Annotated in this window: 20 protein-coding genes and 1 other RNA gene; 9 read left to right on the top strand and 12 right to left on the bottom strand. The window is 36.3% G+C overall.

What is annotated here, in order from left to right; translation table 11 throughout:
- Nucleotides 1-91: 91 nt before the first annotated feature.
- From HCU67_RS11295 to HCU67_RS11275, 5 genes are all read right to left on the bottom strand, one after another.
- On the bottom strand, nucleotides 92-265 hold the full coding sequence (locus HCU67_RS11295) for a hypothetical protein (protein WP_168552724.1): 174 nt from the start codon (nucleotides 263-265) through the stop codon (nucleotides 92-94).
- 133 nt (nucleotides 266-398) lie between these two features.
- Entirely contained in the window at nucleotides 399-1133 is a 735-nt protein-coding gene (locus HCU67_RS11290; protein ID WP_168552723.1) for a LytR/AlgR family response regulator transcription factor, read from the bottom strand.
- Nucleotides 1134-1236: 103 nt separating this feature from the next.
- Nucleotides 1237-2727 carry a hypothetical protein gene (locus tag HCU67_RS11285; RefSeq protein ID WP_246865766.1) on the bottom strand — a complete coding sequence of 497 codons (1491 nt, stop codon included), beginning with the start codon at nucleotides 2725-2727 and terminating at the stop codon, nucleotides 1237-1239.
- Nucleotides 2728-2786: 59 nt separating this feature from the next.
- Entirely contained in the window at nucleotides 2787-3176 is a 390-nt protein-coding gene (locus HCU67_RS11280) for an acyl-CoA thioesterase (RefSeq protein WP_168552721.1), read from the bottom strand.
- A gap of 1 nt (nucleotide 3177) precedes the next feature.
- Nucleotides 3178-4215 (bottom strand): glutaminyl-peptide cyclotransferase, encoded by a 1038-nt coding sequence (locus HCU67_RS11275; protein ID WP_168552720.1) that lies wholly within the window; start codon nucleotides 4213-4215, stop codon nucleotides 3178-3180.
- Between the two features lie 75 nt (nucleotides 4216-4290).
- On the opposite strand from HCU67_RS11275, the gene ffs reads away from it, so the two are divergent.
- The 4 genes from ffs (at nucleotide 4291) to fsa (ending at nucleotide 6583) form a co-directional block, all read left to right on the top strand.
- Nucleotides 4291-4389: signal recognition particle sRNA small type (gene ffs / locus HCU67_RS11270), an RNA gene on the top strand.
- Nucleotides 4390-4436: 47 nt separating this feature from the next.
- On the top strand, nucleotides 4437-5246 hold the full coding sequence (locus HCU67_RS11265) for an SDR family oxidoreductase (RefSeq protein WP_168552719.1): 810 nt from the start codon (nucleotides 4437-4439) through the stop codon (nucleotides 5244-5246).
- 31 nt (nucleotides 5247-5277) lie between these two features.
- Complete coding sequence (locus tag HCU67_RS11260; protein WP_168552718.1) at nucleotides 5278-5694, top strand: hypothetical protein; 417 nt, start codon at nucleotides 5278-5280, stop codon at nucleotides 5692-5694.
- 232 nt (nucleotides 5695-5926) lie between these two features.
- The gene (gene fsa / locus HCU67_RS11255) at nucleotides 5927-6583 is read left to right on the top strand and encodes a fructose-6-phosphate aldolase (RefSeq protein WP_168552717.1); all 657 of its coding nucleotides are present in this window, start codon (nucleotides 5927-5929) and stop codon (nucleotides 6581-6583) included.
- 57 nt (nucleotides 6584-6640) lie between these two features.
- Here fsa and HCU67_RS11250 read toward each other — a convergent pair whose 3' ends face one another.
- Entirely contained in the window at nucleotides 6641-8023 is a 1383-nt protein-coding gene (locus HCU67_RS11250; protein WP_168552716.1) for a TlpA family protein disulfide reductase, read from the bottom strand.
- A gap of 164 nt (nucleotides 8024-8187) precedes the next feature.
- Here HCU67_RS11250 and HCU67_RS11245 point away from each other — a divergent pair, with 164 nt between their 5' ends.
- The gene (locus HCU67_RS11245; RefSeq protein WP_168552715.1) at nucleotides 8188-9819 is read left to right on the top strand and encodes an ABC-F family ATP-binding cassette domain-containing protein; all 1632 of its coding nucleotides are present in this window, start codon (nucleotides 8188-8190) and stop codon (nucleotides 9817-9819) included.
- 10 nt (nucleotides 9820-9829) lie between these two features.
- Here the strand turns inward: HCU67_RS11245 and HCU67_RS11240 are convergent, their stop codons facing one another.
- The gene (locus HCU67_RS11240) at nucleotides 9830-10543 is read right to left on the bottom strand and encodes a hypothetical protein (RefSeq protein WP_168552714.1); all 714 of its coding nucleotides are present in this window, start codon (nucleotides 10541-10543) and stop codon (nucleotides 9830-9832) included.
- A gap of 264 nt (nucleotides 10544-10807) precedes the next feature.
- On the opposite strand from HCU67_RS11240, the gene HCU67_RS11235 reads away from it, so the two are divergent.
- Nucleotides 10808-11332, top strand: a complete 525-nt coding sequence (locus HCU67_RS11235) for a fasciclin domain-containing protein (RefSeq protein WP_210423692.1) — start codon at nucleotides 10808-10810, stop codon at nucleotides 11330-11332.
- A gap of 10 nt (nucleotides 11333-11342) precedes the next feature.
- Here the strand turns inward: HCU67_RS11235 and pheT are convergent, their stop codons facing one another.
- The gene (gene pheT, locus HCU67_RS11230; protein WP_168552712.1) at nucleotides 11343-13748 is read right to left on the bottom strand and encodes a phenylalanine--tRNA ligase subunit beta; all 2406 of its coding nucleotides are present in this window, start codon (nucleotides 13746-13748) and stop codon (nucleotides 11343-11345) included.
- 130 nt (nucleotides 13749-13878) lie between these two features.
- Between pheT and HCU67_RS11225 the strand changes: the two genes are divergently transcribed.
- Nucleotides 13879-15108 carry a peroxiredoxin family protein gene (locus tag HCU67_RS11225; RefSeq protein ID WP_168552711.1) on the top strand — a complete coding sequence of 410 codons (1230 nt, stop codon included), beginning with the start codon at nucleotides 13879-13881 and terminating at the stop codon, nucleotides 15106-15108.
- Here HCU67_RS11225 and HCU67_RS11220 read toward each other — a convergent pair whose 3' ends face one another.
- The gene (locus HCU67_RS11220) at nucleotides 15109-15252 is read right to left on the bottom strand and encodes a hypothetical protein (protein ID WP_168552710.1); all 144 of its coding nucleotides are present in this window, start codon (nucleotides 15250-15252) and stop codon (nucleotides 15109-15111) included.
- A gap of 20 nt (nucleotides 15253-15272) precedes the next feature.
- The gene (locus HCU67_RS11215) at nucleotides 15273-16445 is read right to left on the bottom strand and encodes a 2-isopropylmalate synthase (protein WP_168552709.1); all 1173 of its coding nucleotides are present in this window, start codon (nucleotides 16443-16445) and stop codon (nucleotides 15273-15275) included.
- Between the two features lie 143 nt (nucleotides 16446-16588).
- Between HCU67_RS11215 and HCU67_RS11210 the strand changes: the two genes are divergently transcribed.
- Together HCU67_RS11210 and HCU67_RS11205 are read left to right on the top strand one after the other, a co-directional pair.
- Nucleotides 16589-18133: a hypothetical protein gene (locus tag HCU67_RS11210; RefSeq protein WP_168552708.1), complete on the top strand. Its 1545-nt coding sequence runs from the start codon at nucleotides 16589-16591 to the stop codon at nucleotides 18131-18133.
- Nucleotides 18134-18142: 9 nt separating this feature from the next.
- A complete protein-coding gene (locus HCU67_RS11205; protein ID WP_246865765.1) occupies nucleotides 18143-19009 on the top strand; it encodes a DMT family transporter in 867 nt (288 codons plus the stop codon).
- Here the strand turns inward: HCU67_RS11205 and HCU67_RS11200 are convergent.
- Together HCU67_RS11200 and HCU67_RS11195 are read right to left on the bottom strand one after the other, a co-directional pair.
- The gene (locus HCU67_RS11200) at nucleotides 19006-19527 is read right to left on the bottom strand and encodes a DUF4252 domain-containing protein (RefSeq protein WP_168552707.1); all 522 of its coding nucleotides are present in this window, start codon (nucleotides 19525-19527) and stop codon (nucleotides 19006-19008) included. The genes HCU67_RS11205 and HCU67_RS11200 overlap by 4 nt on opposite strands.
- 45 nt (nucleotides 19528-19572) lie before the next feature.
- Nucleotides 19573-21336, bottom strand: coding sequence for an adenylate/guanylate cyclase domain-containing protein (locus HCU67_RS11195; protein ID WP_168552706.1), 1764 nt, complete (start codon nucleotides 21334-21336; stop codon nucleotides 19573-19575).
- Nucleotides 21337-21398 lie beyond the last annotated feature (62 nt).

Raw genomic sequence — 21398 nt, 5'->3', positions numbered from 1 at the left:
TCTTAAGAAAAGACTTACTTACAAGATACAAAAAAACCCCAAACGTTAAATTTGGGGTATGTTGTAGATATAACAGTAATTCTAACTGAGCTTATCCTTTTGGCGGGATATCATCGGTATCTGGTGAATCGGTTGGTGGTGGTATATCGTCTGTATCTGGAGAGTCAATATAGAGTTGTTCTTGTTCTGCTGTACTTTCGGTTTCACAAGAAATCATACCAAAGGTAAAGACCGATATCAATAAAATACTGAATACTTTTTTCATACGTGTAGATTTTGAGGTTAATAATGATTAATGACTCAAAGCTACTTGGTGTCATCAAGGCTTTACTTGCAGAAATGAGTTTGTTAGTATATTAAGAAGCTTTGTGAGTATACCTCTTAAATTTGTAAGAATTCTATTGCGAAAGTGTATTAATCGCGTTTTTGGAGAGCAAGGCTTTCAACTCATCGATTTTTTCCTTGTAAGACTTTGAAAAAGGAAGACCATTGGTCTCATTTTTTAGGGTACAGATAGATTTACCGTAGTTGATCCTAGAAACAAATTTGCTATTGATAATATAGCTTTGGTGTACCCGCATAAAGTTATCGGGCAACTTCTGTTCAAAAGACTTTAATGTTTTGTAAGCACTTATTTTTCTCCCATCTTTCATGAAAAAATCAGTGGCGTTATTGTCTGCTTTTAAATAAAGGATTTCATCCGTATTAAGATAATGGTAGTCTTTATAAGATTTAAGACAGATTGTGGTAGGTGCAGGATTAAGACTTTCTTCTTTTTTGAGTTTAAAAACAGTTCTTCTTGCCTCAAATTCATTTAATGGCAGAACCCAATAGTCAAAGAATCCTGATTTTATCGCTTTGTAGGCACGCTCTGTGGTTTTTGAAAACCCGACTATTTTTGGTAAAGTGTCAAGGTACTGGTGTAATCCGTCAATTATTTGAAATGGACAGTGTTGATTTTCATCTACATTAATAATAACGACATCAGGCAGATGCTTAAAGATATTGTTTTGCAATTCACTAAGGGAATTACACATAGAAACGCATTCAAGGTCTTGAAGCTCTTCAAGAATACCTCTCATCCGCAATATGGCGGATGCATTCGAATCGACTATGATGTATCTAAAACCCATAAGAATCAACTCTCTAAATTAGTAAGAAGGGGTCAAAAAGGTTTATAGTTTTCCCTTAAAAAAACTATGGTTTTTACATAAAAAAGTAAAGGAAAACTTACAATTATTGAGGAATATAATTATATGCGCCGACATCTGATTGGTTTGCTCTAGAGCTTCCAACAAGGTCTAAAGGCACTGATAAAGAGATGGTTGAGTCTCCAAACCCGATAGCGGCAGAGTTTTCCAAAAGATTGAAATCGTTACTAAGTGGTTTGCTGAATCCTACATCCATATTCAATCCAATTTCGTCGTAATTGGTTAGGTCCGCAAAGTTAAAAAGTGGATTATCCGTAAAATCAGAGTTTCTATCATCAAATTGAATCAAACAATTTTTAAATTGAAAATTGAATGTTTTAGTATCTGATTTCACCAAACCAAGTTCTAAAAATTGATTACCATCAATAATACAATTGCCAAACGTAGCTTTTGTAAGGTTAGCTTGGATGAATACATCTGGCTGCAATTCAAGAATATTATCTATTAAGAGGGTGGGGGAAGATCTAAATGAAGCTGTCCAATAATTTGCCAGCGTACAGTGTTTGAAATCGTAGCTTCCTCCTAAGTTTAAATATGCCGATACCTCACCGGCATTGCCAAAAACACAATTATTGGCTACGATATTTGCAGTTCTTGCCCATAGGTTGGTCGATGAGCTATTGTAGATTTGAAGATTGTTCATTTGATATCGTATTGTTTCATCATTCTCCGTACCCTCACAGAACAATCCAATGGTAGCATTTTTGATTGTAAGATGTTCCAATTGATTATCGGTACTTTCAGGAAAAAACCATATGGTACCCCATTGACCGCCAACATCAGCAAATTCGGGCTCGAGCCTATCTCCTTCAAAAATCACCTCGTTTTCCAACAGTTCAAGGTCTTGACTAAGCGACCCTAAAACATGCAATGAAGAGGTATTTCCAATAATTAATCCAGAGTTCTTATGAAAATGCACCCTTGCTCCGGCTTCAATGGTCAGAGTTCTATTGGGCGGTACGGCTGCATAACCATAAACTACTATGGGTTTTTCATTGGAAAAAACCAATTCTTCTTCTTCTAAGAAAAAACCATCAATTCGTAATTCATTACCATCTTCATCAATCCCTATCAAGAGGGTTTCTGACATTCCATTTCCATCCTCTTGTGGAAAAAGAAAATTTGCATCCTTGACCAAGGAAACCAGTTGCACCTCTTGTGTATTTTGACTTCCAATAAACTGTATAGCGTCTGTATTTAAGAATTCCGCTTGCTCTAATTGCGTTTGAGGTAAAACAGTTTCAATAAAAACAAAAAGACTATCATTTGCCAATAATGGAATGTTATCAAAACTTTGACCTGAGAGACCATCAACATTCAAACGATAGTTGCTGGCATCTTGCCGCAACCGTATTGTGGGTATGGATAAGTCTCTACTACTATCATTATAAACTTTTAAGACATATGTGCTGCTTGAAATGTTGGCAAATATGGTATCCAAAAAAACAGTGTCTTTTGAAAACCGTAAATCACAGGAAGAAACTTCAAAATCAAAGTCTTTTCTGCAGGAACTCAAGATAGCACCGGTTAAAAAAATCGAAAAAACTAAAATTTTAAAGAATTGTTGCATTTTGATTACTCAAATTGACGAATGATTTCTTCCGTAACCCGTTTAGGCTTAAATGACTTGGAATCTAACATACACCATTCTGTATGGGATGTAACCAAAATGACATCTGTTTTATTGTTTTTAATTTCAACAAATCTGGTCGAAATCACTCCATGCCATTGCTTTACATAAGTCCTAATATTTAGTTCATCATTTAAAACCGCACTTTTATGGTAGGTTATATTGTGATTTCTAACCACCCAAATACAACTATTGGCAATATCTTTTGAAACGGCGTTTTGCCAATGTTCACGTGAAATTTCTTGAATCCATTCTATGTATCGAATATTATTGACATGATTTAATTCATCAAGATCATCCTTTGATACATAAATCAATTTTGAGTAGGAATTCATATTACTTTTTATTGATGCTAACTTCAAAAATCTTACTCCAATTCTTTCCCGTAACAAAAAAAGTCTTTCGTTCAGGATGATAAGCAACACCATTAAAAACATCGATTTCTGAGTGCTGTTCGACCTTGCTTTTTAATCCAGAAAAATTCACAACACCTTCAATGGCCCCTGATTTAGTATCTATAATCATCATGCTTGGTTTTTGCCATACATTAGCATAGATTTTTCCATCAACATATTCCAATTCGTTAGCCTTATTGAAAATTGACTTATTGGTAACCGTTTCTATGTAGTCTATCTCAGTAAAAGTTTTGGCATCGAGTATCCATATTTTTTCAGTACCATCGCTCTTGTAGATTTTTGAGCCATCATTACATAGGCCCCATCCTTCTTTGCTTTGCCCGTAATTGAAGCTGCTAGTTTGGTTTAAATCGGGCAGGTCATACACATAGCCCAATCCATTTTGCCAAGTTAATTGTACGATTTGGTCATTGATTATGGTGAGTCCTTCACCAAACTCGTCATTTTTTAAATCAATCTTTTGAAGTATTTCACCAGTTTTAAAATCGACTTTTCTAAGTGTTGATTTACCCAACCTGCCCGTACTTTCGTATAAGGTGTCTTTGTAAAATTCCAATCCTTGGGTAAAAGCCCGTTTGTCATGGGGGAACTCGTTTATTATTTCATAAGTATAAATTTCAGGAGCTCTGGTGGCTAGTATGCTAATTGATTTAGTTACCTCAGTTGAGGTGTCGTCAAAATATATTTTTGCCTTGAGTTCCTTGCGTCCCAATTTTTGGGAATCTAAAGTGAGTTTACCGTTTTCAATTACAATTGCTTGACCGTCTAATTCATATTCAACTTTATTGATGGTCTTTTCTTTTTTGTTTTTAATGGCAACACCAACTTTTTCGCCTTTTTGAAATTCTTTCTTTTTGCCCTCTAATTCAATTGCAAAAAAGTTAGAAGCATCAGCAGTGCTTCCGCAGGAAATTAAGATTAGGCTCAGAATGAAAATTAAATTATAAATGCGTTTCATGATTGAAAGTATTCTTTGACCAAATTAAGCATGTAGCAACTTTGCGGCAAATTTAAAGGGTTGTATATTTGCCCTTGGCAAGTCCTACACGACCAGCTCCTGCAGAATCCCCCAGGGCGGGAACGCAGCAAGGGTAAGCGGTTGTAGCGGTGCGATGTAGGTAGCTTGCCTTTTTTTGTACCCTAATTTTAGCATTTAAAAGGATTAAATAGCTTTGACGGATGAAAAAAAGAGTAGTTCTGATTACTGGTGGTTCAAGTGGTATAGGAAAGGCCATCGGTAATTTTCTTTCAAGTAGGGGATATATTGTTTACGGAACCTCAAGAAATTTAGACCAACATAAAGATTTTCAAGACTTCCAATTACTACAATTAGATGTTAGAGATCAACAAAGCATCAATAAAGCAGTTAAACAAATTATTGATGAACAAGGAAGTATTGATATTGTTATAAATAATGCGGGCATTGGAATTACCGGGCCATTAGAGGAAACACCTGTTGATGCTATTGCAAATGTTTTTGACATTAATTTTTCAGGTCCGATGCGTGTCATTAAAACCGTTCTTCCGTTTATGAGGCAACAACAATCTGGTTTGATTGTGAATATAACTTCGATTGCAGGTTATATGGGTTTACCTTTCAGGGGCGCTTATTCAGCGTCTAAAGGGGCTTTGGAACTGTTAACTGAAGCCTATCGCATGGAAATAAAGAATTTTGGCGTCAACATGGTAAACTTAGCCCCAGGCGATTTTGCAACAAATATAGCATCAGGCCGATACACAGTGGAGCCAAATGAAGATTCACCATATTATAAGAACTACAAAATGTCATTGGATTTGATGAATGCCCATGTTGATGATGGTGGTGACCCAAAAATGGTCGCAATGAAAGTGTGGCAAATAATCAATGCTAAAAACCCAAAAGGTCATTATAGGGTAGGGGATTTTATGCAACGCTTTTCTATTGTTCTTAAGAAAATACTTCCCAGTAAGGTTTTCGAAAAATTACTCTTGAGGCATTATAAAATCTAAGAGTTGGCATGTTTTTTGATTACCATTTGATATGGGGTATCAAAAATTTTTTGCAAGTTTAAGCCTAGTTATTCTAGCGTTCTTTTTTAATGGTTGTGATGAAATAAGTGAGTGTGTTTTTGGGGTAAATCCTGAAATTCATGATAGGCGTTTGTCAATGGGTGTTGTTGGAGAACAATATTATGACGTGATTACGGCCGAAGTGAAAAATGCCGTTTTTGACAATTCATATGACTATTTTTTCGATGTTTTGGGAGAGCTTCCTCCAGGGGTTTATTTTGATATTGACCGTAGATCAATAGAATTGTATGGTACTCCTCAAGAAGCAGGTACATACTACTTTTCCGTTGAGCTTTTTGTGGAGACCTTTGACGAAGATGGCTTTGATGGTAGTCCCACCTGCAAGGAATATGTTGAAAGACAATTTTCGATTCGGGTTTTACCCTAGGGTGAATTGAGTCAAAAGTTTAATTTCTGAATTTTACTCTGGATAATTGATTCTCTTGCACAACCTATTTATTAAGCAATAATTACCACAAGCTAGGTACTATCTTTTACTAAAACCTTTTCGACGATTTTTTCAAATTATGCCTGAGTTTAGGGCATTGCATGGACCGTATTTCAATCTCTAGATTGTACCTTAGTCCCAAACTCAAAAATAAAATCGTAAAAAATACAGTATGAAATTCTTTATTGATACAGCGAACCTTGATCAAATTAGGGAGGCTCAAGCTCTTGGTGTACTTGATGGTGTTACTACGAATCCATCTTTAATGGCAAAAGAGGGTATTACCGGACAAGAAAATATTTTAAAGCACTATGAACATATTTGTGAAATCGTAGACGGAGATGTTTCCGCCGAAGTGGTATCAACTGACTTTGAAGGTATGGTGAAGGAAGGTGAAGCATTGGCCAAATTACACAATCAAATTGTGGTTAAAGTGCCAATGATTAAAGAAGGAGTAAAAGCACTAAAGCACTTTTCTGATAATGGAATCAAAACAAATTGCACATTGGTGTTTTCCCCAGGTCAAGCCTTATTGGCAGCCAAGGCAGGAGCCACGTATGTCTCTCCTTTCCTAGGAAGGCTTGATGATATTTCAACTGATGGACTTAATCTAATATCTGAGATTCGATTGATTTACGACAATTATCAATTTGATACTCAAATATTAGCAGCTTCAATTAGGCATACCATGCACGTTATTGACTGTGCAAAAATTGGAGCCGATGTAATGACCGGTCCACTTTCTTCGATTGAAGGGCTTTTGAAACATCCACTTACAGATATCGGTCTTGAAAAATTCTTGGCAGACTATAGAAAAGGAAATTCTTAAATAGAAATTGACTTAATGAATTTTGAAGGCTTTCTGAACTATTTTGGAAAGCCTTTCTTATAAAGAATAAAGGTAGGCGAATCCGTTTTCTATTAACGAGTCTTTCGTTACAATACACTTATTCAGTCCGTCAAGGATAAGTGTTTTTCGAACATTATCATCGTCTACACTCCAAAATTGACTCTCTTTATCAAGGCCTGAATCTTCAACCATTTTCTGCCATTGATTGCGGGAAGTTTGAACGCATATACCGATAAATTTCACATCTGGTTTCTCTTGTTGCAGTTGTCTAACGTGTTTTGATACATTTTTAAAGTGTCTTTTTTGCACACCTGACCAAAAATAGATTATACTTTCACCATCGCCGACAACCTCTTTTAGTGTGATTGGGTTATTATTTAGCGTTACCAAGTTCACTTCTGGTACCACATGTTTGGGTTGTAAATCACGGATACCATTAAATACGAACTGCACTTCGTCATGATGAGTCTTGTTGGTAGATAACTTTTCGAAGTCTTCAATGAATTTCTTGCACTCTTCATTGATATCGTGTTCTTTTAGAAGTACGTCCATGGCTACACTTCTAAAAAGGTTGTTTCGAAGTTCTTCATGCTTGATTGTGCTATCAATGAGTGCAAGTTTATGCTTGTTCAAATGGATATAATCAATCGGTTTGTGGGTGTGCATACCGCAGTTTTTAGAACAATGCATGTATGAAAGATTGCCAAAATGGTATTTCATATAATCATAGTAAGGCCTGAAATACACAAGGTCTTCATGATTTGTGTTTACTTCTTTTCGATAATCATAGTAGATATCATCCAATTCATGAATAGTTTCTTCACCAGTGTATTTCTTATGGTAAAACGGATATTTTTCCTTGTAGGTAAAGCTACTATAGTCAATTGCTGCTTTTGCCATACCATAAGCATCATCAGAAATACTATTTGATTCTTTTAAGGTTTTCAACTCTTCAAGTTTAAGGCTACGTAAAGAATCGATTTTAGTACTAAATTCCTCAGGATGTAATTTATAAAGCGAGTAAACAAACCTTTCCTCGTCTTCATAGCTCAAAAACATCTCTACAAGAAAGTTGTTTACATCACCATTCGTTCCTGAAAAAACTAAAGATTCATCAAAAGCAACGGTATTTAAGCGAAGCGTTAGACTATCTCCTGGTTCAAGAAAAACATATTGGAGTTCCGGAGAATGGTCAAAATGGTGCAATCCTTTATCGATTTGTGCCAAGTTGAATTTAAAATGATTGTTGGCATCCAATTCAGCTGAATCAACGACCATATCATTTTTGTAAAGTACAACATGACTACTGGTCGGATTAACTATTTCACCAGCAAAATATACACCCTCGGTATCATTTTTATCTGATGACCCGCAAGCAATACACGCTAATAAAGAAAATAGAAGTAAATACTTCGCCATATAAATTATTGGTGAACAAAACTATGAATAGGCAAAAAACACCGTTGTTAATGACCCGTTAAATATTGCTAAAGCTTGTGAATAAAGAGTTTTATATGCAAACAAGGATATTGGGTTAAGGCCTAAAATTTGATTATTTTTGCGCGAATTTTAAAGATATTCCTATGCTATCAGTATCCAATCTTTCTGTACAATTTGGAAAAAGAGTGCTTTTTGATGAGGTCAATGTTGCTTTTACCATCGGCAATTGTTATGGAATCATTGGTGCTAACGGGGCAGGGAAATCAACATTCCTAAAGATTTTATCAGGTAAGCAGGAAGCTACTTCTGGGCATGTTCATTTAGAACCCGGTAAGCGGATGTCCGTATTAGAGCAGAATCACAATGCCTATGACGAAAAACAAGTGTTGGAATCAGTTATGATGGGTAATAAACCCCTATTTGAAATAAAGACCCAAATAGATGCCCTTTATGCTGATTATACGGATGAGAACGCTGAAAAAATAGGAGAGCTTCAGGTCCAATTTGAAGAAATGAATGGATGGAATGCTGAGAGTGATGCAGCGGCCTTACTTTCAAACCTTGGAATTAAGGAAGATCTACATTACAGTAATATGGCTGATTTGGACTCCAAGCTCAAAGTAAGAGTACTCTTGGCTCAAGCTCTTTTTGGTAGCCCTGATGTTCTGATAATGGATGAGCCTACCAACGATTTGGATTATGAAACCATAAGTTGGTTGGAAAATTTTTTAGCAAACTACGAGAACACGGTTATTGTAGTTTCGCACGATAGACACTTTTTAGATGCAGTCTGCACCAACATAGCAGATATAGATTTTGGCAAAATAAACCTTTATTCAGGTAATTATTCATTCTGGTACGAAAGTAGTCAGTTGGCAGCACGACAGCGAGCTCAACAGAATAAAAAAGCTGAAGAAAAAGCGAAGGAACTTCAGGAGTTTATCCAACGTTTCAGTGCTAATGTGGCTAAGAGTAAGCAAGCTACTTCAAGAAAGAAAATGCTTGACAAACTAAAAATTGATGACATAAAACCCTCGAGCAGAAGATACCCTGCAATTATATTCGATCGCGAACGTGAGGCTGGAGATCAAATATTAAATATAGAAGGTCTTTCTGCAATTTCTGAAGATGGTGATTTATTATTTGACAATGTCGATATCAATTTGGCCAAAGGAGATAAAGTGGCAATTATTTCCAAAGATTCTCGTGCATCCACAGCCTTTTACGAAATCGTATCTGGTAATCGAAACCCGCAAGCAGGAAAATTTAGTTGGGGGGTAACTACTAACCAGTCGTATCTACCTGTTGATAATTCTGATTTCTTCAGGAATGATTTAAGTCTTGTTGATTGGCTGAGGCAATACACAAAAACAGAAGAAGAAAGAGAAGAAGTCTATGTAAGGGGGTTTTTAGGAAAAATGCTTTTTAGTGGGGAAGAAGCCCTTAAAAAGAGCAACGTACTTTCTGGAGGTGAAAAAGTACGTTGTATGTTAAGTCGAATGATGTTGCAACGTGCGAATGTTTTAATGCTTGATGAACCAACTAACCATTTAGATCTCGAAAGTATTACTGCGTTTAACAATTCTTTGAAGAATTTCAAGGGAACCGTTCTTCTCACCACACATGACCATGAGTTTGTTCAAACAGTTGCCAACCGAATCATTGAGCTTACACCAAAAGGCACCATCGATAGGTACTTGTCGTTTGATGATTATATGACAGATAAATCAATCAAAGCACAACGCGAAAAAATGTACGGTTTGGTCGAAGCTTAAAGAAAAAAACTTAAGCATTAAAATATTTGCTGTTCCAAATAGCGGGATTAAAGTTCTTACCCATGGCAAAACCATAAAACAAAACTACCGCTGCAACTGATTTGAACATAAAAAAGTAAATAATCCAAAATTCAGCTGAGGAATTTGATTTTGAAAAGAGACCATGTGGAACTAGTAAAGTGGCAAAATAACTTATTACCAATGTTACCAAAGTTAGGTTGACTATGTTCTTAAAGGGCCATACCAACAACTTTCTTAATGGATGCAAATCATTTCCCCATTTATGTATCAAATAGTAGTAACCATTTCCTATTGGAGCAAATAGTAAAGGATCATCTTTATCCGCTAGCTTGAAAAGTTTTGAGGGTGCCATTATTTTAAAGCCTTCCAGTTCCGTATTGTGCTGTTTTTCCAAAGATTTTATTTTAGAAATGGCGGACTGAGGAATAATACCTTTGAAATACTTTGAATCTAGAAAACGTAACCTGTAATCAATACAGATATTCTTGATGGTTTCTATGTGGTAGATTTTGTCGGTTTCTAGCAAATCAAATTCGAATTCATTGAAGTTTGAATTTTTACCACTTGAAAGTTTTTCTTTGATTTCGTCGTCTTGAAGTTCAGTTTGCTTTAAAATATGGGCAACTTCCTCAAGAATGCGTGATTCATTTAACTGATTTTCACGTAATTTTTTAAGCTGTAGTTCGATGTTTGTTTTGAACATAATATTTCTCTTTTTCGGTAGCCTTACAAAGGTAAAGAATTATGAAATTTCACTACATCGTTATAGTGGCCTTTGATTATGTTAATAAAATGTTAAATACGATGAACTGCATACTATAAAAAAACAGTATTGACCATAAAGTTGTTTCTTTGTCGATATAAGAGTGCATTTCATCGATTATTTGTACTATTTAATCGATACGAAACCAACGACTAACAAAACATGCTTAACTCCCGGAACACTGTATGTATCTTTTTGTGCCTTTTGTGCACAATAGTTTCCGCTCAAAACAAGTTAAGTACCGTCCCTTCCTCTTTCTATTTTAAATCTGATATTAAAGTTGAAAAGGAAGTAATTTTTGCGGATTCTGTTCGTCACAAAACACTTTACGCAGCACTCAAAGCAACTCGGCTTGATGATTTAATGAGAAACAGTGGGTCTTTCACAATTTTCGCTCCTTCTGAAAATGCTTTTTCTCAATTTACTGCTGAAGAATTAAAGGACCTTTTTGAATCTGATAACTTAAAAAAACTAAGTTATCTAATGTCCAGTCATATCGTTCCTGGTAAACTCACTGCATCAAAAATTTTGAAAGCGATGTGCAAAGGTGGGGGCAGAGCAGTTTTTACTACAATTCAAGGCAATAAGTTGACTGCTCGAATGGATGGCTTGGATATTGTTCTAATAGACAGTTTAGGTCACCGAACAAAAATTACAAAAGCAGATTTTAAAAATGATGCCACCGTCATACATGAAATTGATAGCGTAATGGTGGCCAGTATTCCCTAAAGGTACTTTCTTAACGAAGTTCGGCTTTCAATTCCTTTTCAAACGCCCTCTGAAGTTTTTGCATTGTTTTATCAATATTCTTCTCCGTTAACGTTCGCTTTTCATCTAATAAGGTAAAACTAACGGCATAGGATTTTTTTCCTTTTGGCAGCTTATCTCCTGTATAGACATCAAATAGATTTATTTCTTTCAGCAAGGAACGTTCCGCATTAAATGCTGTTTCCTTTAATCTTGCATAACTAATGTTGTCATCCAATAAAAGCGAAAAATCCCTTTTAACTTCGGGAAACTTTGATAGTTGAGAGAAAACGGTATTACTTCGATTCAATAGTTCCAAAATGGCGTCCCAATTGAATTTGGCATAAAAAACGTCAGCTTTAAGTTGACCTTCTTTAATTAAGTTTTTAGAAAGTAAACCGAGCTCAACTATGATTTTTTTATCCAATGAAAGCTGTAATCCTTCAGAAAAAATGTCGCTAAGAGATGGTTCTTCACTCAATCTACCCAAACCTAATTTCGAGATAATCGCGTTAACCATTCCCTTTAAATAGAAAAAATTACTTGTCCGTGAAGGTTCTAACCAACTTTCTGCGTTAATGTTTCCAGTTATAAAAAGTGCCAGCTGCTGTGATTCAAGGTACTTATTTTCAACAACCGAATATGTTTTTCCAAACTCGAATAATTTTAAATCAGCTTGTTTTCGATTTGAATTGTGAAGTATGGTATCCAAACCACTTTTTATCATAGAAGTTCGGAGTACTGCTAAATCTGCACTTAGCGGATTGAGCATTTCCACGCTATTCGTTTCATTTTTCGAATTACTTGACAAGCTATTGGTCATGATTTCGAAAAAGCCTCTACTTACCAATACATCAGATATAATGTTTTGCAAAATGTGGTTTTCTACCTTTTCAGTTTTTGAAATTGAAGTGGTGAATTTTTCCTTGGATTCGACATTATTATACCCGTAAACCCTTAGTATTTCTTCAATTACATCTACTTCACGAACAACATCGGTTCGATACGACGGGATTGTTAGACCCAATCCAGTTTCCGTGACATTGTTAATTTTTATCTCTAGGGAGGTTAGGATTGATTTAACTGTTTCACGAGGAATTTCTTGACCAACGAGAGAGTTTATCCTCTCAAAAGTGACGACAACTTGAAGATCTTCTTTCTTAGTTGGGTAAAGATCAACGATTTCAGAACTTATCTGTCCGCCGGCAACTTCTTTAATAAGATTAGCTGCAACCTTTAGTGCATATTCTGTGAAATTTATATCAATACCTCGTTCAAAGCGAAAAGAGGCGTCTGTGTTCAGCCCATGTCTTTTGGCTGTTTTACGTACTGTAATTGGGTCAAAATATGCACTTTCCAAAAATATCGCAGAAGTTTCTTCGGTCACCCCAGAATGAATACCGCCAAAAACGCCCGCAATACACATAGGTTTTTCGATATCACAAATCATAAGGTCATCTTGGTGTAGTTCACGTTCAACACCATCTAGAGTAATGAACTTAGTTCCTTGAGGTAATGTTCGTACTTCAACCTTTCCACCCTTTATTTTATGTGCGTCAAAAGCGTGAAGTGGTTGGCCTAAGTCGTGCAATACATAGTTAGTGGCATCTACAACATTGTTAATAGGAGACAAGCCAATTGCTTTTAATCGATGCTGCATCCAATCTGGTGACGGCCCTACTTTGATGCCATCAATGGTAACCCCGCAATATCGCGGTGCCTTTTCAGAATTTTCGACCTCTACATCCAATTTTAAAGTGCGGTTATCTACCGAAAAATTACTTGTTGAAGGTGTAATCAATTCTACATCTACCTTATTTTGCTCTAAACCAGCTTTTAGGTCTCTTGCAACCCCATAATGACTCATTGCATCTGAACGATTAGGGGTTAAGTCTATCTCTATAATCTTGTCATTTTCTATGGCAAAAACTTGTGAGCAAGGTGTTCCAGGAACTAATTTTTCATCTAGAACAAGAATGCCATCATGGCTTTCTCCCAGTCCAAGTTCATCCTCGGCGCATATCATACCATGGCTTTCTTCACCTCTTATCTTACCCTTTTTTATTTGCCATTCTTCACCTTCAGGATTATAAAGGGTTGTGCCAACCGTAGCAACCGGTACCTTTTGTCCAACTGCTACATTAGGTGCTCCACAAACGATTTGCACTGGGGAGTCACCGCCTATGTCTACCGTAGTTAATTTTAGTCGATCTGCATTAGGATGTTTTACACATGTGAGCACGTGTCCGACAACAACACCTTCAAGACCTCCTTTAACCGATTCAAAATCATCTATACCACCAACCTCTAGTCCTAAATCAGTTAGTAATTCAGCGGTTTTTGAAACTTCCCAATCAAGATTTAAGAATTGTTTGAGCCAGTTATATGAAATTTTCATTGGTTAATTTTAAAGTCAGCAAAGATAACCGTTGGTGTTATGCTTTCAAAGAGTTCAAATAGCATCTTTTTTGTGCTTTTTGTAAGTCGAACCTGATTTTTTCGATATACTTGACATCTAAAACACTGGAATGAAAAAATTCGTCTTTAGCTTATTGCTCATAAGCTCAATTATAGCTTGCAAGAATTCAGATGAAAAACAAGGACTTAAAGAAGGAACTTGGAAAGGGACAATGACACTTTCAGAAAACCAATCGCTTCCTTTTAATTTCAGTATTTCAAAGGATTCTTCCGAAAAATATAATCTTACTGTGAGAAATGCTGATGAAAAGGTCGAATTTGATGAAGTTTTTTTGAGTGGCGATTCAATAATAGTGCAGCTTTCTGTTTTTGATGGAGAGTTAAAGGGGATTTATTCTCAAGAGAAAATCGAAGGCCAATTTATAGAAGAAAGCAGGGATAGGGTTGTTCCGTTTTCAGCTACGTTTGGTGATTCACCTCGTTTTGTTGTAGGCTCACAGTCCAAAGTGAATGTTTCAGGCATTTGGGAAGTAACTTTTGATATTGATAACCCTAATGGCGGTTATCCTGCCAAAGGAATTTTCACGCAAACGGATAGTTTGGTCACTGGAACTTTTCGCACGAATACTGGTGATTACCGTTATTTGGAAGGTGTTGTTGACGGCGTTGAATTGAAATTGTCCACATTTGATGGAACCCATGCCTTCCTTTTCTTGGCAGAAGCAACTGATAGTACGCTCAATGGAACTTTTTATTCTGGCAAACATTCCATCGAAAAGTTTGTAGCAAAGCGCAATGAAGCTTTCGAATTGTCTGATTCCAATACGCTCACCTTTTTAAAGGATGGGTTCGATTCATTCGATTTTTCCTTTCCTGATACCAAGGGCGATATGATAAGCATATCGGACGAATCATTTGAAAACAAGGTGGTTTTAGTTCAGATTTTAGGAACATGGTGTCCCAATTGTTTGGATGAGACTAGATATTATGTGGATTACCTGCAACAAAATCCTAATCCAGATTTAAAAATGATTGGGTTGGCATTTGAATACGCCAAAACAAAAGAAAAGGCAATGGGTAGGGTAAAACGCTTAATAGATCGTGAAGAAATTCCTTATCCTATTTTACTCGCTCAATATGGAGGTGCTGATAAAAAATTGGCGAATGAAAAATTACCAATGCTCAATCATGTACTTTCCTATCCAACAACAATATTCGTTGATAAAATGGGTAAGGTTAGAAAAATCCATACTGGATTCAATGGTCCCGCAACGGGAGAAAAATATGAAGAATTCCAGGTTGACTTTAATGAAACAGTAAAAGAATTACTAGCTGAATGATTAAATAATCGTAGACTTGCCAAGACCGAGGTTTTCCTGTCTCCAATCTGTAGATTTCATCTCAGCGGTTCTAAACAATTCATCCACCACAGAACTCATACGGTTACTTTCAAATAAGGGGAATGATTTTTCTTTTTCAGTCATTGCTTGAACTTTCTTTTAACCTAAGCCAAACTTGCAAGATTGACATCGCTTGTCTCTATTATTTTATGGATGTCGCTATCCACAACTTCCTTTTTCTGGTCAGCAAAGCGAAGGAAGTTTTCATAGACTTTGTCTAGCTGAAGTTTAGTCAATTCATAGCCTACGTTTTTTGCACGGTAAGCCAAGGCCGCCCTTCCACTTCTAGCAGTTAGCACTATAGATGATTCACTGACGCCAACATCTGCGGGGTCAATAATCTCGTAAGTTTCACGATTCTTTATTACGCCATCTTGATGAATACCTGAACTATGCGCAAACGCGTTTGAACCAACAATGGCCTTGTTTGGTTGTACAGGCATTCCCATTTTCTCTGATACCATTTGACTGGTATCGTTCAGAAGTTTACTGTTGATATTAGTGTCCAAGTTCAAATCAGGATGCTGGCGCATAATCATTACCACTTCCTCTAGCGAAGTGTTTCCAGCTCTTTCACCAATTCCGTTTATAGTACATTCTATTTGCCTTGCCCCGTTTATTACACCGGCAATTGAATTTGCAGTTGCAAGACCTAAATCGTTATGACAATGACAGGACAAAATGGCCTTCTCTATACCTTTTACATTTTCTTTTAAATACTTCATTTTTGCCCCGTATTCCTCAGGTAGGCAATAACCTGTCGTATCAGGGATGTTCAATACTGTAGCCCCTGCCTTGATAACTGCCTCACAAACCCTAGCTAGGTACTCGTTATCCGTACGACCGGCATCTTCAGCATAGAACTCAACATCTTCGACAAATGATTTAGCATAGCTCACTGCAGCAACTGCACGCTCTAAAATATCATCTCGATTTGATTTGAATTTGAAGTTTATATGGGAATCTGACGTTCCGATGCCTGTATGAATCCTAGGTCTTTTGGCATGCCTAATGGCATCAGCTGCAACTTCAATATCCTTTTTGACTGACCGGGTCAATCCACAGACAGTAGCGTTTTTGACCAACTTTGCAATTTCACTGACAGAATTAAAATCACCAGGGCTTGAAATAGGGAAGCCTGCTTCAATAATGTCTACTCCAAGCTCATCTAGTCTTTTTGCTATAACTAGCTTTTGAGTGGTATCCAATTTGCATCCTGGAACCTGCTCACCATCTCTCAATGTAGTGTCAAAAATATGTACCCTATCTTTACCCATTATAGTTGGTTTTTGCTAATTCTTACGAATGTAAGATTATGGTCTTACGATTGTAAAATAGGGGTGAAAACTTTACAACGTTAAATAGGTAATGAGTCTATTTTTTAGACTGAATTTCAAGAAGATAGCTAATTGTTTTTACGATGACAAATAACCATTCCGACCCCCTGTTCGTTTTGGTAAAATCGCTTTCGAAATCAGAAAAGCGACAATTTAAATTGTATGTGGGAAGATTGGGCGTCAATTCTGACGCAAAATTTCTGGCCTTATTTAATCTTTTAGATAAGCTGAAAAGCTATGACGAGTCTCAGATTCTTAATAACGGAATTGTCAAAAAAGCGCAGCTATCTAATTTGAAGGCCCATTTGTACAAACAGTTGCTCATCAGTTTACGTCTAAATCCAGTCAACCAAAATATCAGGGTTCAAATACGGGAACAACTCGATTTTGCAACTATTCTATACCAAAAAGGACTTTACAAACAAAGCCTTAAGTTGTTGGAAAAGGCAAAAAACTTGGCTATTGAACATGAAGAGAAAAACGTAGCCTATGAAATTGTTGAGCTCGAAAAAGTAATTGAAACACAATATATTACCAGAAGCATACCTGCCAGGGCCGAAGAGTTGGTGCAACAAGCAAAGGAGCTTTCGCAGCATAATGTTTTGACAAGTAAGCTTTCAAACCTTTCGCTTCAGCTTTATGGAATGATGTTGAAAGTTGGTTATGTTCGAAATGATGAAGATTTAAAAAATGTTAGGTCTTATTTCGAAAAACAACTTCCCAACATCAATTTGGTTGAATTGGGTTTTCGTGAAAAATTATGGTATTACAAGGCTCATTTGTGGTATAGTCTATTGACCCAAGATTTTCTTTCATCTTACAAGTTTGCAAGTAAATGGGTGGATCTGTTTTATGATAATTCAGAAATGATTTCGCTTAATCCAGTTTTCTTTTTAAAGGGAAACAACTATTTATTGGAAGCTTTGTTCTTCATTAAGTACGCCACACAATTCAAAGGCACCTTAGAACGGTTAGAGGGAGTATTGGAATCCGATGCTTTCCCTAAGAATGACAACATCAACTCTTTGGCGTTTTTATATTTGAATTCCAATAAGCTGAACCATCATTTTTTGGAAGGAACTTTTCAAAAAGGGCTTTATTTGGTCAATATCATTGAGTATGGAATTAAGAAACACAAAAACCGTATCGATGAGCACCACGTAATGTTGTTGTACTATAAAATAGCTTGCTTGTATTTTGGCGTAGGAGACAACAAAAATTGCATAGAATATCTGAAAAGAATCATCAATAATAAAAACTTGAAAATGCGTGAGGACCTCATGTGTTTTGCGCGAGTTTTAAGTTTGGTCGCACATTATGAGGCAGGTATGGACTATCATCTTGAAGTTCAACTTAAGAGTACGTATAAATTCTTGCTGAAAATGAATGACTTACATGCAGTCCAAGAAGAAATGATAAAGTTTCTCAGAGGATTGGGTGACATCTATCCTAGTGACTTAAAAAATGAGTTTCAAAAACTCTATGACAATTTGAAGCAATATGAAGACCATCCTTATGAAAAGAGGGCGTTTTTGTACCTGGATATTCTTTCATGGTTGGAGAGTCATTTGCAGAACCGGCCAGTAGCTGAAATCATTCACGAAAAGGCGTTGGCTGTCACACGATAATTTGTTGATTTGAGTCTTAATAAGGGTAATCTCTCACATTTTTTTGAAATTAATCTAGCCATGATCTTGGTGGGTACATCAGGAGCTTTGGGTAGGTATATTCAATTGGCTCCTTCATTGACTATTTGTATTCGAGGGATATTGGCATTTATGTTGCTTTGGGGTTATTGTAAATTTCGAGGTATTACTCTCAAGATTGAAAGGGGGCATCGGCTCCCGGTTATTTTAAGTGGCCTTTTTATGGGAGCTCATTGGGTTACATATTTCTATTCCCTGCAACTGTCAAATGTTGCAATTGGGATGCTTTCACTTTTTACCTATCCCGTAATAACGGCTTTCTTAGAGCCACTTATTTTAAAAACAAAACTACAGCGTGTACATCTTTTTTTAGGGTTTTTGGTTTTGGTAGGGGTTTATTTTTTGGTTCCTGATTTTGATTTTGGCAATAGCAGCACCTTGGCAGTGTTAATTGGCCTGTTCTCAGCTGTCCTGTATTCATTACGGAATATTATTCTAAAAAAACGGGTTGCAGAATACAATGGTTCCAGTTTAATGACTTGGCAAATGGCTATAGTAGCCATCGGCTTATTTCCCTTCTTTTTTTGGGAAGATAGTGGTCAAGCTTTATCGCAATTACCTTGGATTTTTACTTTGGCTTTAGTTACCACCGCCATTGGGCACACGCTTTTCTTGAAGTGTTTTCGGTATTTCTCAATAACCTCAATTAGTATTTTAAGTAGTATCCAGCCTATTTATGGTATTCTCTTAGGAGCTCTTTTTTTGAAAGAATTTCCAAGTCTTACAACAATAGGGGGTGGGGTTTTGATTTTGTCGGCCGTAGTGATAGAAAGTTACAGAAATAGAAAAATTTCCTAATTGGAAAAGCCCGGGGTTTGCAAGTTCATTTGAGGAAGCAACCCGCTTGTAAATTTTTCGAATTCCTGATTTTTTGCCAATTCACGAACCTTCATAGGGTCAAAATTGCCACTGAAATATAGAAAAGAACCAAAAGCATTATCGTTCTTATAGACCAGTATTTCCTTTACAACATCCTTTTTTTCACGAATTGAAACAATGTTTCGTTTCAAATCATCATTCTTACGAAATACCTCTATAAATGAATTAGAAGCAAAATTATCCATTTGAGAGTTTAAGAATCTTGTTTGAGAATCACTGGCGCTAGGAAACTGCATGTAGCGTAAGTCCTTTGTATTTCCGACCATACTTTTCATCTCTGGAGAAATTTCACTTAAGAGCGAAAACATGAATTGTGGTACCCTAAAAGCAGTGACTTTATCATCATTTTTATGTGCTTCGTAAAATCCGTCAATAGAATTGTAACTACTGCAAGACGCCAATAAAAACAGGAACAGAAGAAAAAAGAATTTTTTCATGAGATTGTGTTTGACCGAAATGTAACAAAAAAATACTCCATGAGATTACCCTTTCAAAATATGGATTTTAAATCTGTCGTTTCTCCCTTTTAAGTTCACTACCTCGGTTTCAAATTGTTCATCCGTTATTATTCGGCTGATATTGGCGTATACTTCGTCAGAAACAATAAGATTAGATTGGTATTTTTTGTTGAGTTGCTCTAATCGACTCGCGATAATAACCGGGTTTCCTGTTATAGAAAATTGTTTACGACTATCATTGCCAACATTACCAACGACTACATCACCAGTGTGAAGCCCAATACCAATTTCAAAGTTTCTGATTTCTTTTTTTAAAATTCTACCTTGTAAGGCCTCTAAAATTTCAATAGCCGATTCAAAGGCTCGAACACAAAAATCTTTTTCTTTGTTCCCAATTCCAAAGGTGGCCATGAATCCGTCACCCATCAGTTGATTAACCATTCCACCATTTTTTTGAATACTGTCCAACATCGGTCCAAATGCCTCGTTTTGAAATTCAATTAATTTCTCAGGGCTTAATACCTGAGCAATTTTTGTAAATCCTCGAATATCAAGGAACAATACACAAACGGTATTCGACTCTCCACTGTATTTATCACCGGCTTTTAATAGTTCGTTGGCAGCTACATCTGAAACTTGTTGTTGTAGTAATGTTGTTATTCGCGATTCGGCCTGTTTCAATTTTACATTTGCCACATCTAAATCGGTATAGGCTATCGTTAGTTTTTTATGTTTTTTGCGCTTGGACAAAAACAATGAACCACCAATTATTGCGCTAACAAGAGCCAATAAGCCTATTATTAGATAGGTTCTTTTAAGCTGGATTTGCCTTACGTTTTCAGCCTTTGATTTTTCAAGTTTAAGGGCAGCTATGTTCTTTTGCTGGGTTAATAGGGTAATCTCATTTTCATTGATCTTGTTTTGGGCGATGGCAGCAATACTATCTTCGAAAAGTTTTTGGGTAACTTGTTGGTAAAGATCATAATACCGTAATGATCGATTAAAGTCTTTTTCGTTTTCGAACTTTTTAGCAAGACCTTGATATTTTTTTTGAACATTCTGCAAAGAATCTCGAGAAACCGATGACAGGTTGCTGAAGTTTGGTATTACTTCTTCCTTAGTAGAACTAGGATTTTTTTCCTTCAACACTTCTTCAAGATATGCTTGTCCGGTTTTGTGCATGTTCAAGCTATCGTATAGTGTGGCAATCTTTAGTCTTAGCTTATTAATCTCAACACGTTCTCCAGAGTTTCTGTAAAGATTTATGGCCTCTTCATAATTTGCTATGGCCGCAAGAAAATCGCCACTTTCTTCTTTGCTAGTGGCTTGGTTAAGTTTTGACTTAAGTCTTAGGTCGTTCGACTCATTTCTAATGGCTTCGCCCACCTTTATTTTAGATAGCGTTCTATTTATAAATCCTGATTTAATTTCTCCCAGGGCATCCAAGGAGTCAATTTTGAAATCATAATCCATAATTCTTTTATGCAGCATACTGTCTCGCAAAAAGGATTGAACGGATTTTAATGCTTCTACATTTTTTGCAAACTCGAAGTATTTGCCTCGGCTTAAATTGATAGTTGCCATTTGTTCATAGGCCTGGGCAATACTAGAATTGGTTGGCAAGGAATTGTCTTCATTCTTAAGATTGTCGGCCAATGATGCTGCTTGTTTGGCATATCTCAATGCTTTTCTTTCATTGAGTTCTTGGAAATCTGAGGAAAGTTCATTGAGCATATTAAGTTTGTCCACTCCATAAATAACACGAAGCTGTTTTTCTTTAAGCTCCAAATCAGATTCGTTTATTTGAGCGTAGGAAAAGAATGATCCTATTAAAAACAGGAAGAAAAACC

The sequence above is a fragment of the Croceivirga thetidis genome, from assembly GCF_012272815.1.
Lineage (GTDB): Bacteria > Bacteroidota > Bacteroidia > Flavobacteriales > Flavobacteriaceae > Croceivirga > Croceivirga thetidis.
This window is presented reverse-complemented; position numbering and strand designations above follow the sequence as displayed.

Excerpts from the sequence above, each read along its gene's own strand:
- HCU67_RS11210 (WP_168552708.1), top strand. The coding sequence starts at position 16,589 with ATGACAAATAACCATTCCGACCCCCTGTTCGTTTTGGTAAAATCGCTT.
- HCU67_RS11280 (WP_168552721.1), bottom strand. The coding sequence starts at position 3,176 with ATGAATTCCTACTCAAAATTGATTTATGTATCAAAGGATGATCTTGAT.
- fsa (WP_168552717.1), top strand. The coding sequence starts at position 5,927 with ATGAAATTCTTTATTGATACAGCGAACCTTGATCAAATTAGGGAGGCT.
- HCU67_RS11275 (WP_168552720.1), bottom strand. The coding sequence starts at position 4,215 with ATGAAACGCATTTATAATTTAATTTTCATTCTGAGCCTAATCTTAATT.
- HCU67_RS11295 (WP_168552724.1), bottom strand. The coding sequence starts at position 265 with ATGAAAAAAGTATTCAGTATTTTATTGATATCGGTCTTTACCTTTGGT.
- HCU67_RS11290 (WP_168552723.1), bottom strand. The coding sequence starts at position 1,133 with ATGGGTTTTAGATACATCATAGTCGATTCGAATGCATCCGCCATATTG.
- pheT (WP_168552712.1), bottom strand. The coding sequence starts at position 13,748 with ATGAAAATTTCATATAACTGGCTCAAACAATTCTTAAATCTTGATTGG.
- HCU67_RS11240 (WP_168552714.1), bottom strand. The coding sequence starts at position 10,543 with ATGTTCAAAACAAACATCGAACTACAGCTTAAAAAATTACGTGAAAAT.
- HCU67_RS11200 (WP_168552707.1), bottom strand. The coding sequence starts at position 19,527 with ATGAAAAAATTCTTTTTTCTTCTGTTCCTGTTTTTATTGGCGTCTTGC.
- HCU67_RS11265 (WP_168552719.1), top strand. The coding sequence starts at position 4,437 with ATGAAAAAAAGAGTAGTTCTGATTACTGGTGGTTCAAGTGGTATAGGA.
- HCU67_RS11220 (WP_168552710.1), bottom strand. The coding sequence starts at position 15,252 with ATGACTGAAAAAGAAAAATCATTCCCCTTATTTGAAAGTAACCGTATG.
- HCU67_RS11250 (WP_168552716.1), bottom strand. The coding sequence starts at position 8,023 with ATGGCGAAGTATTTACTTCTATTTTCTTTATTAGCGTGTATTGCTTGC.
- HCU67_RS11225 (WP_168552711.1), top strand. The coding sequence starts at position 13,879 with ATGAAAAAATTCGTCTTTAGCTTATTGCTCATAAGCTCAATTATAGCT.
- HCU67_RS11245 (WP_168552715.1), top strand. The coding sequence starts at position 8,188 with ATGCTATCAGTATCCAATCTTTCTGTACAATTTGGAAAAAGAGTGCTT.
- HCU67_RS11215 (WP_168552709.1), bottom strand. The coding sequence starts at position 16,445 with ATGGGTAAAGATAGGGTACATATTTTTGACACTACATTGAGAGATGGT.
- HCU67_RS11260 (WP_168552718.1), top strand. The coding sequence starts at position 5,278 with ATGGGGTATCAAAAATTTTTTGCAAGTTTAAGCCTAGTTATTCTAGCG.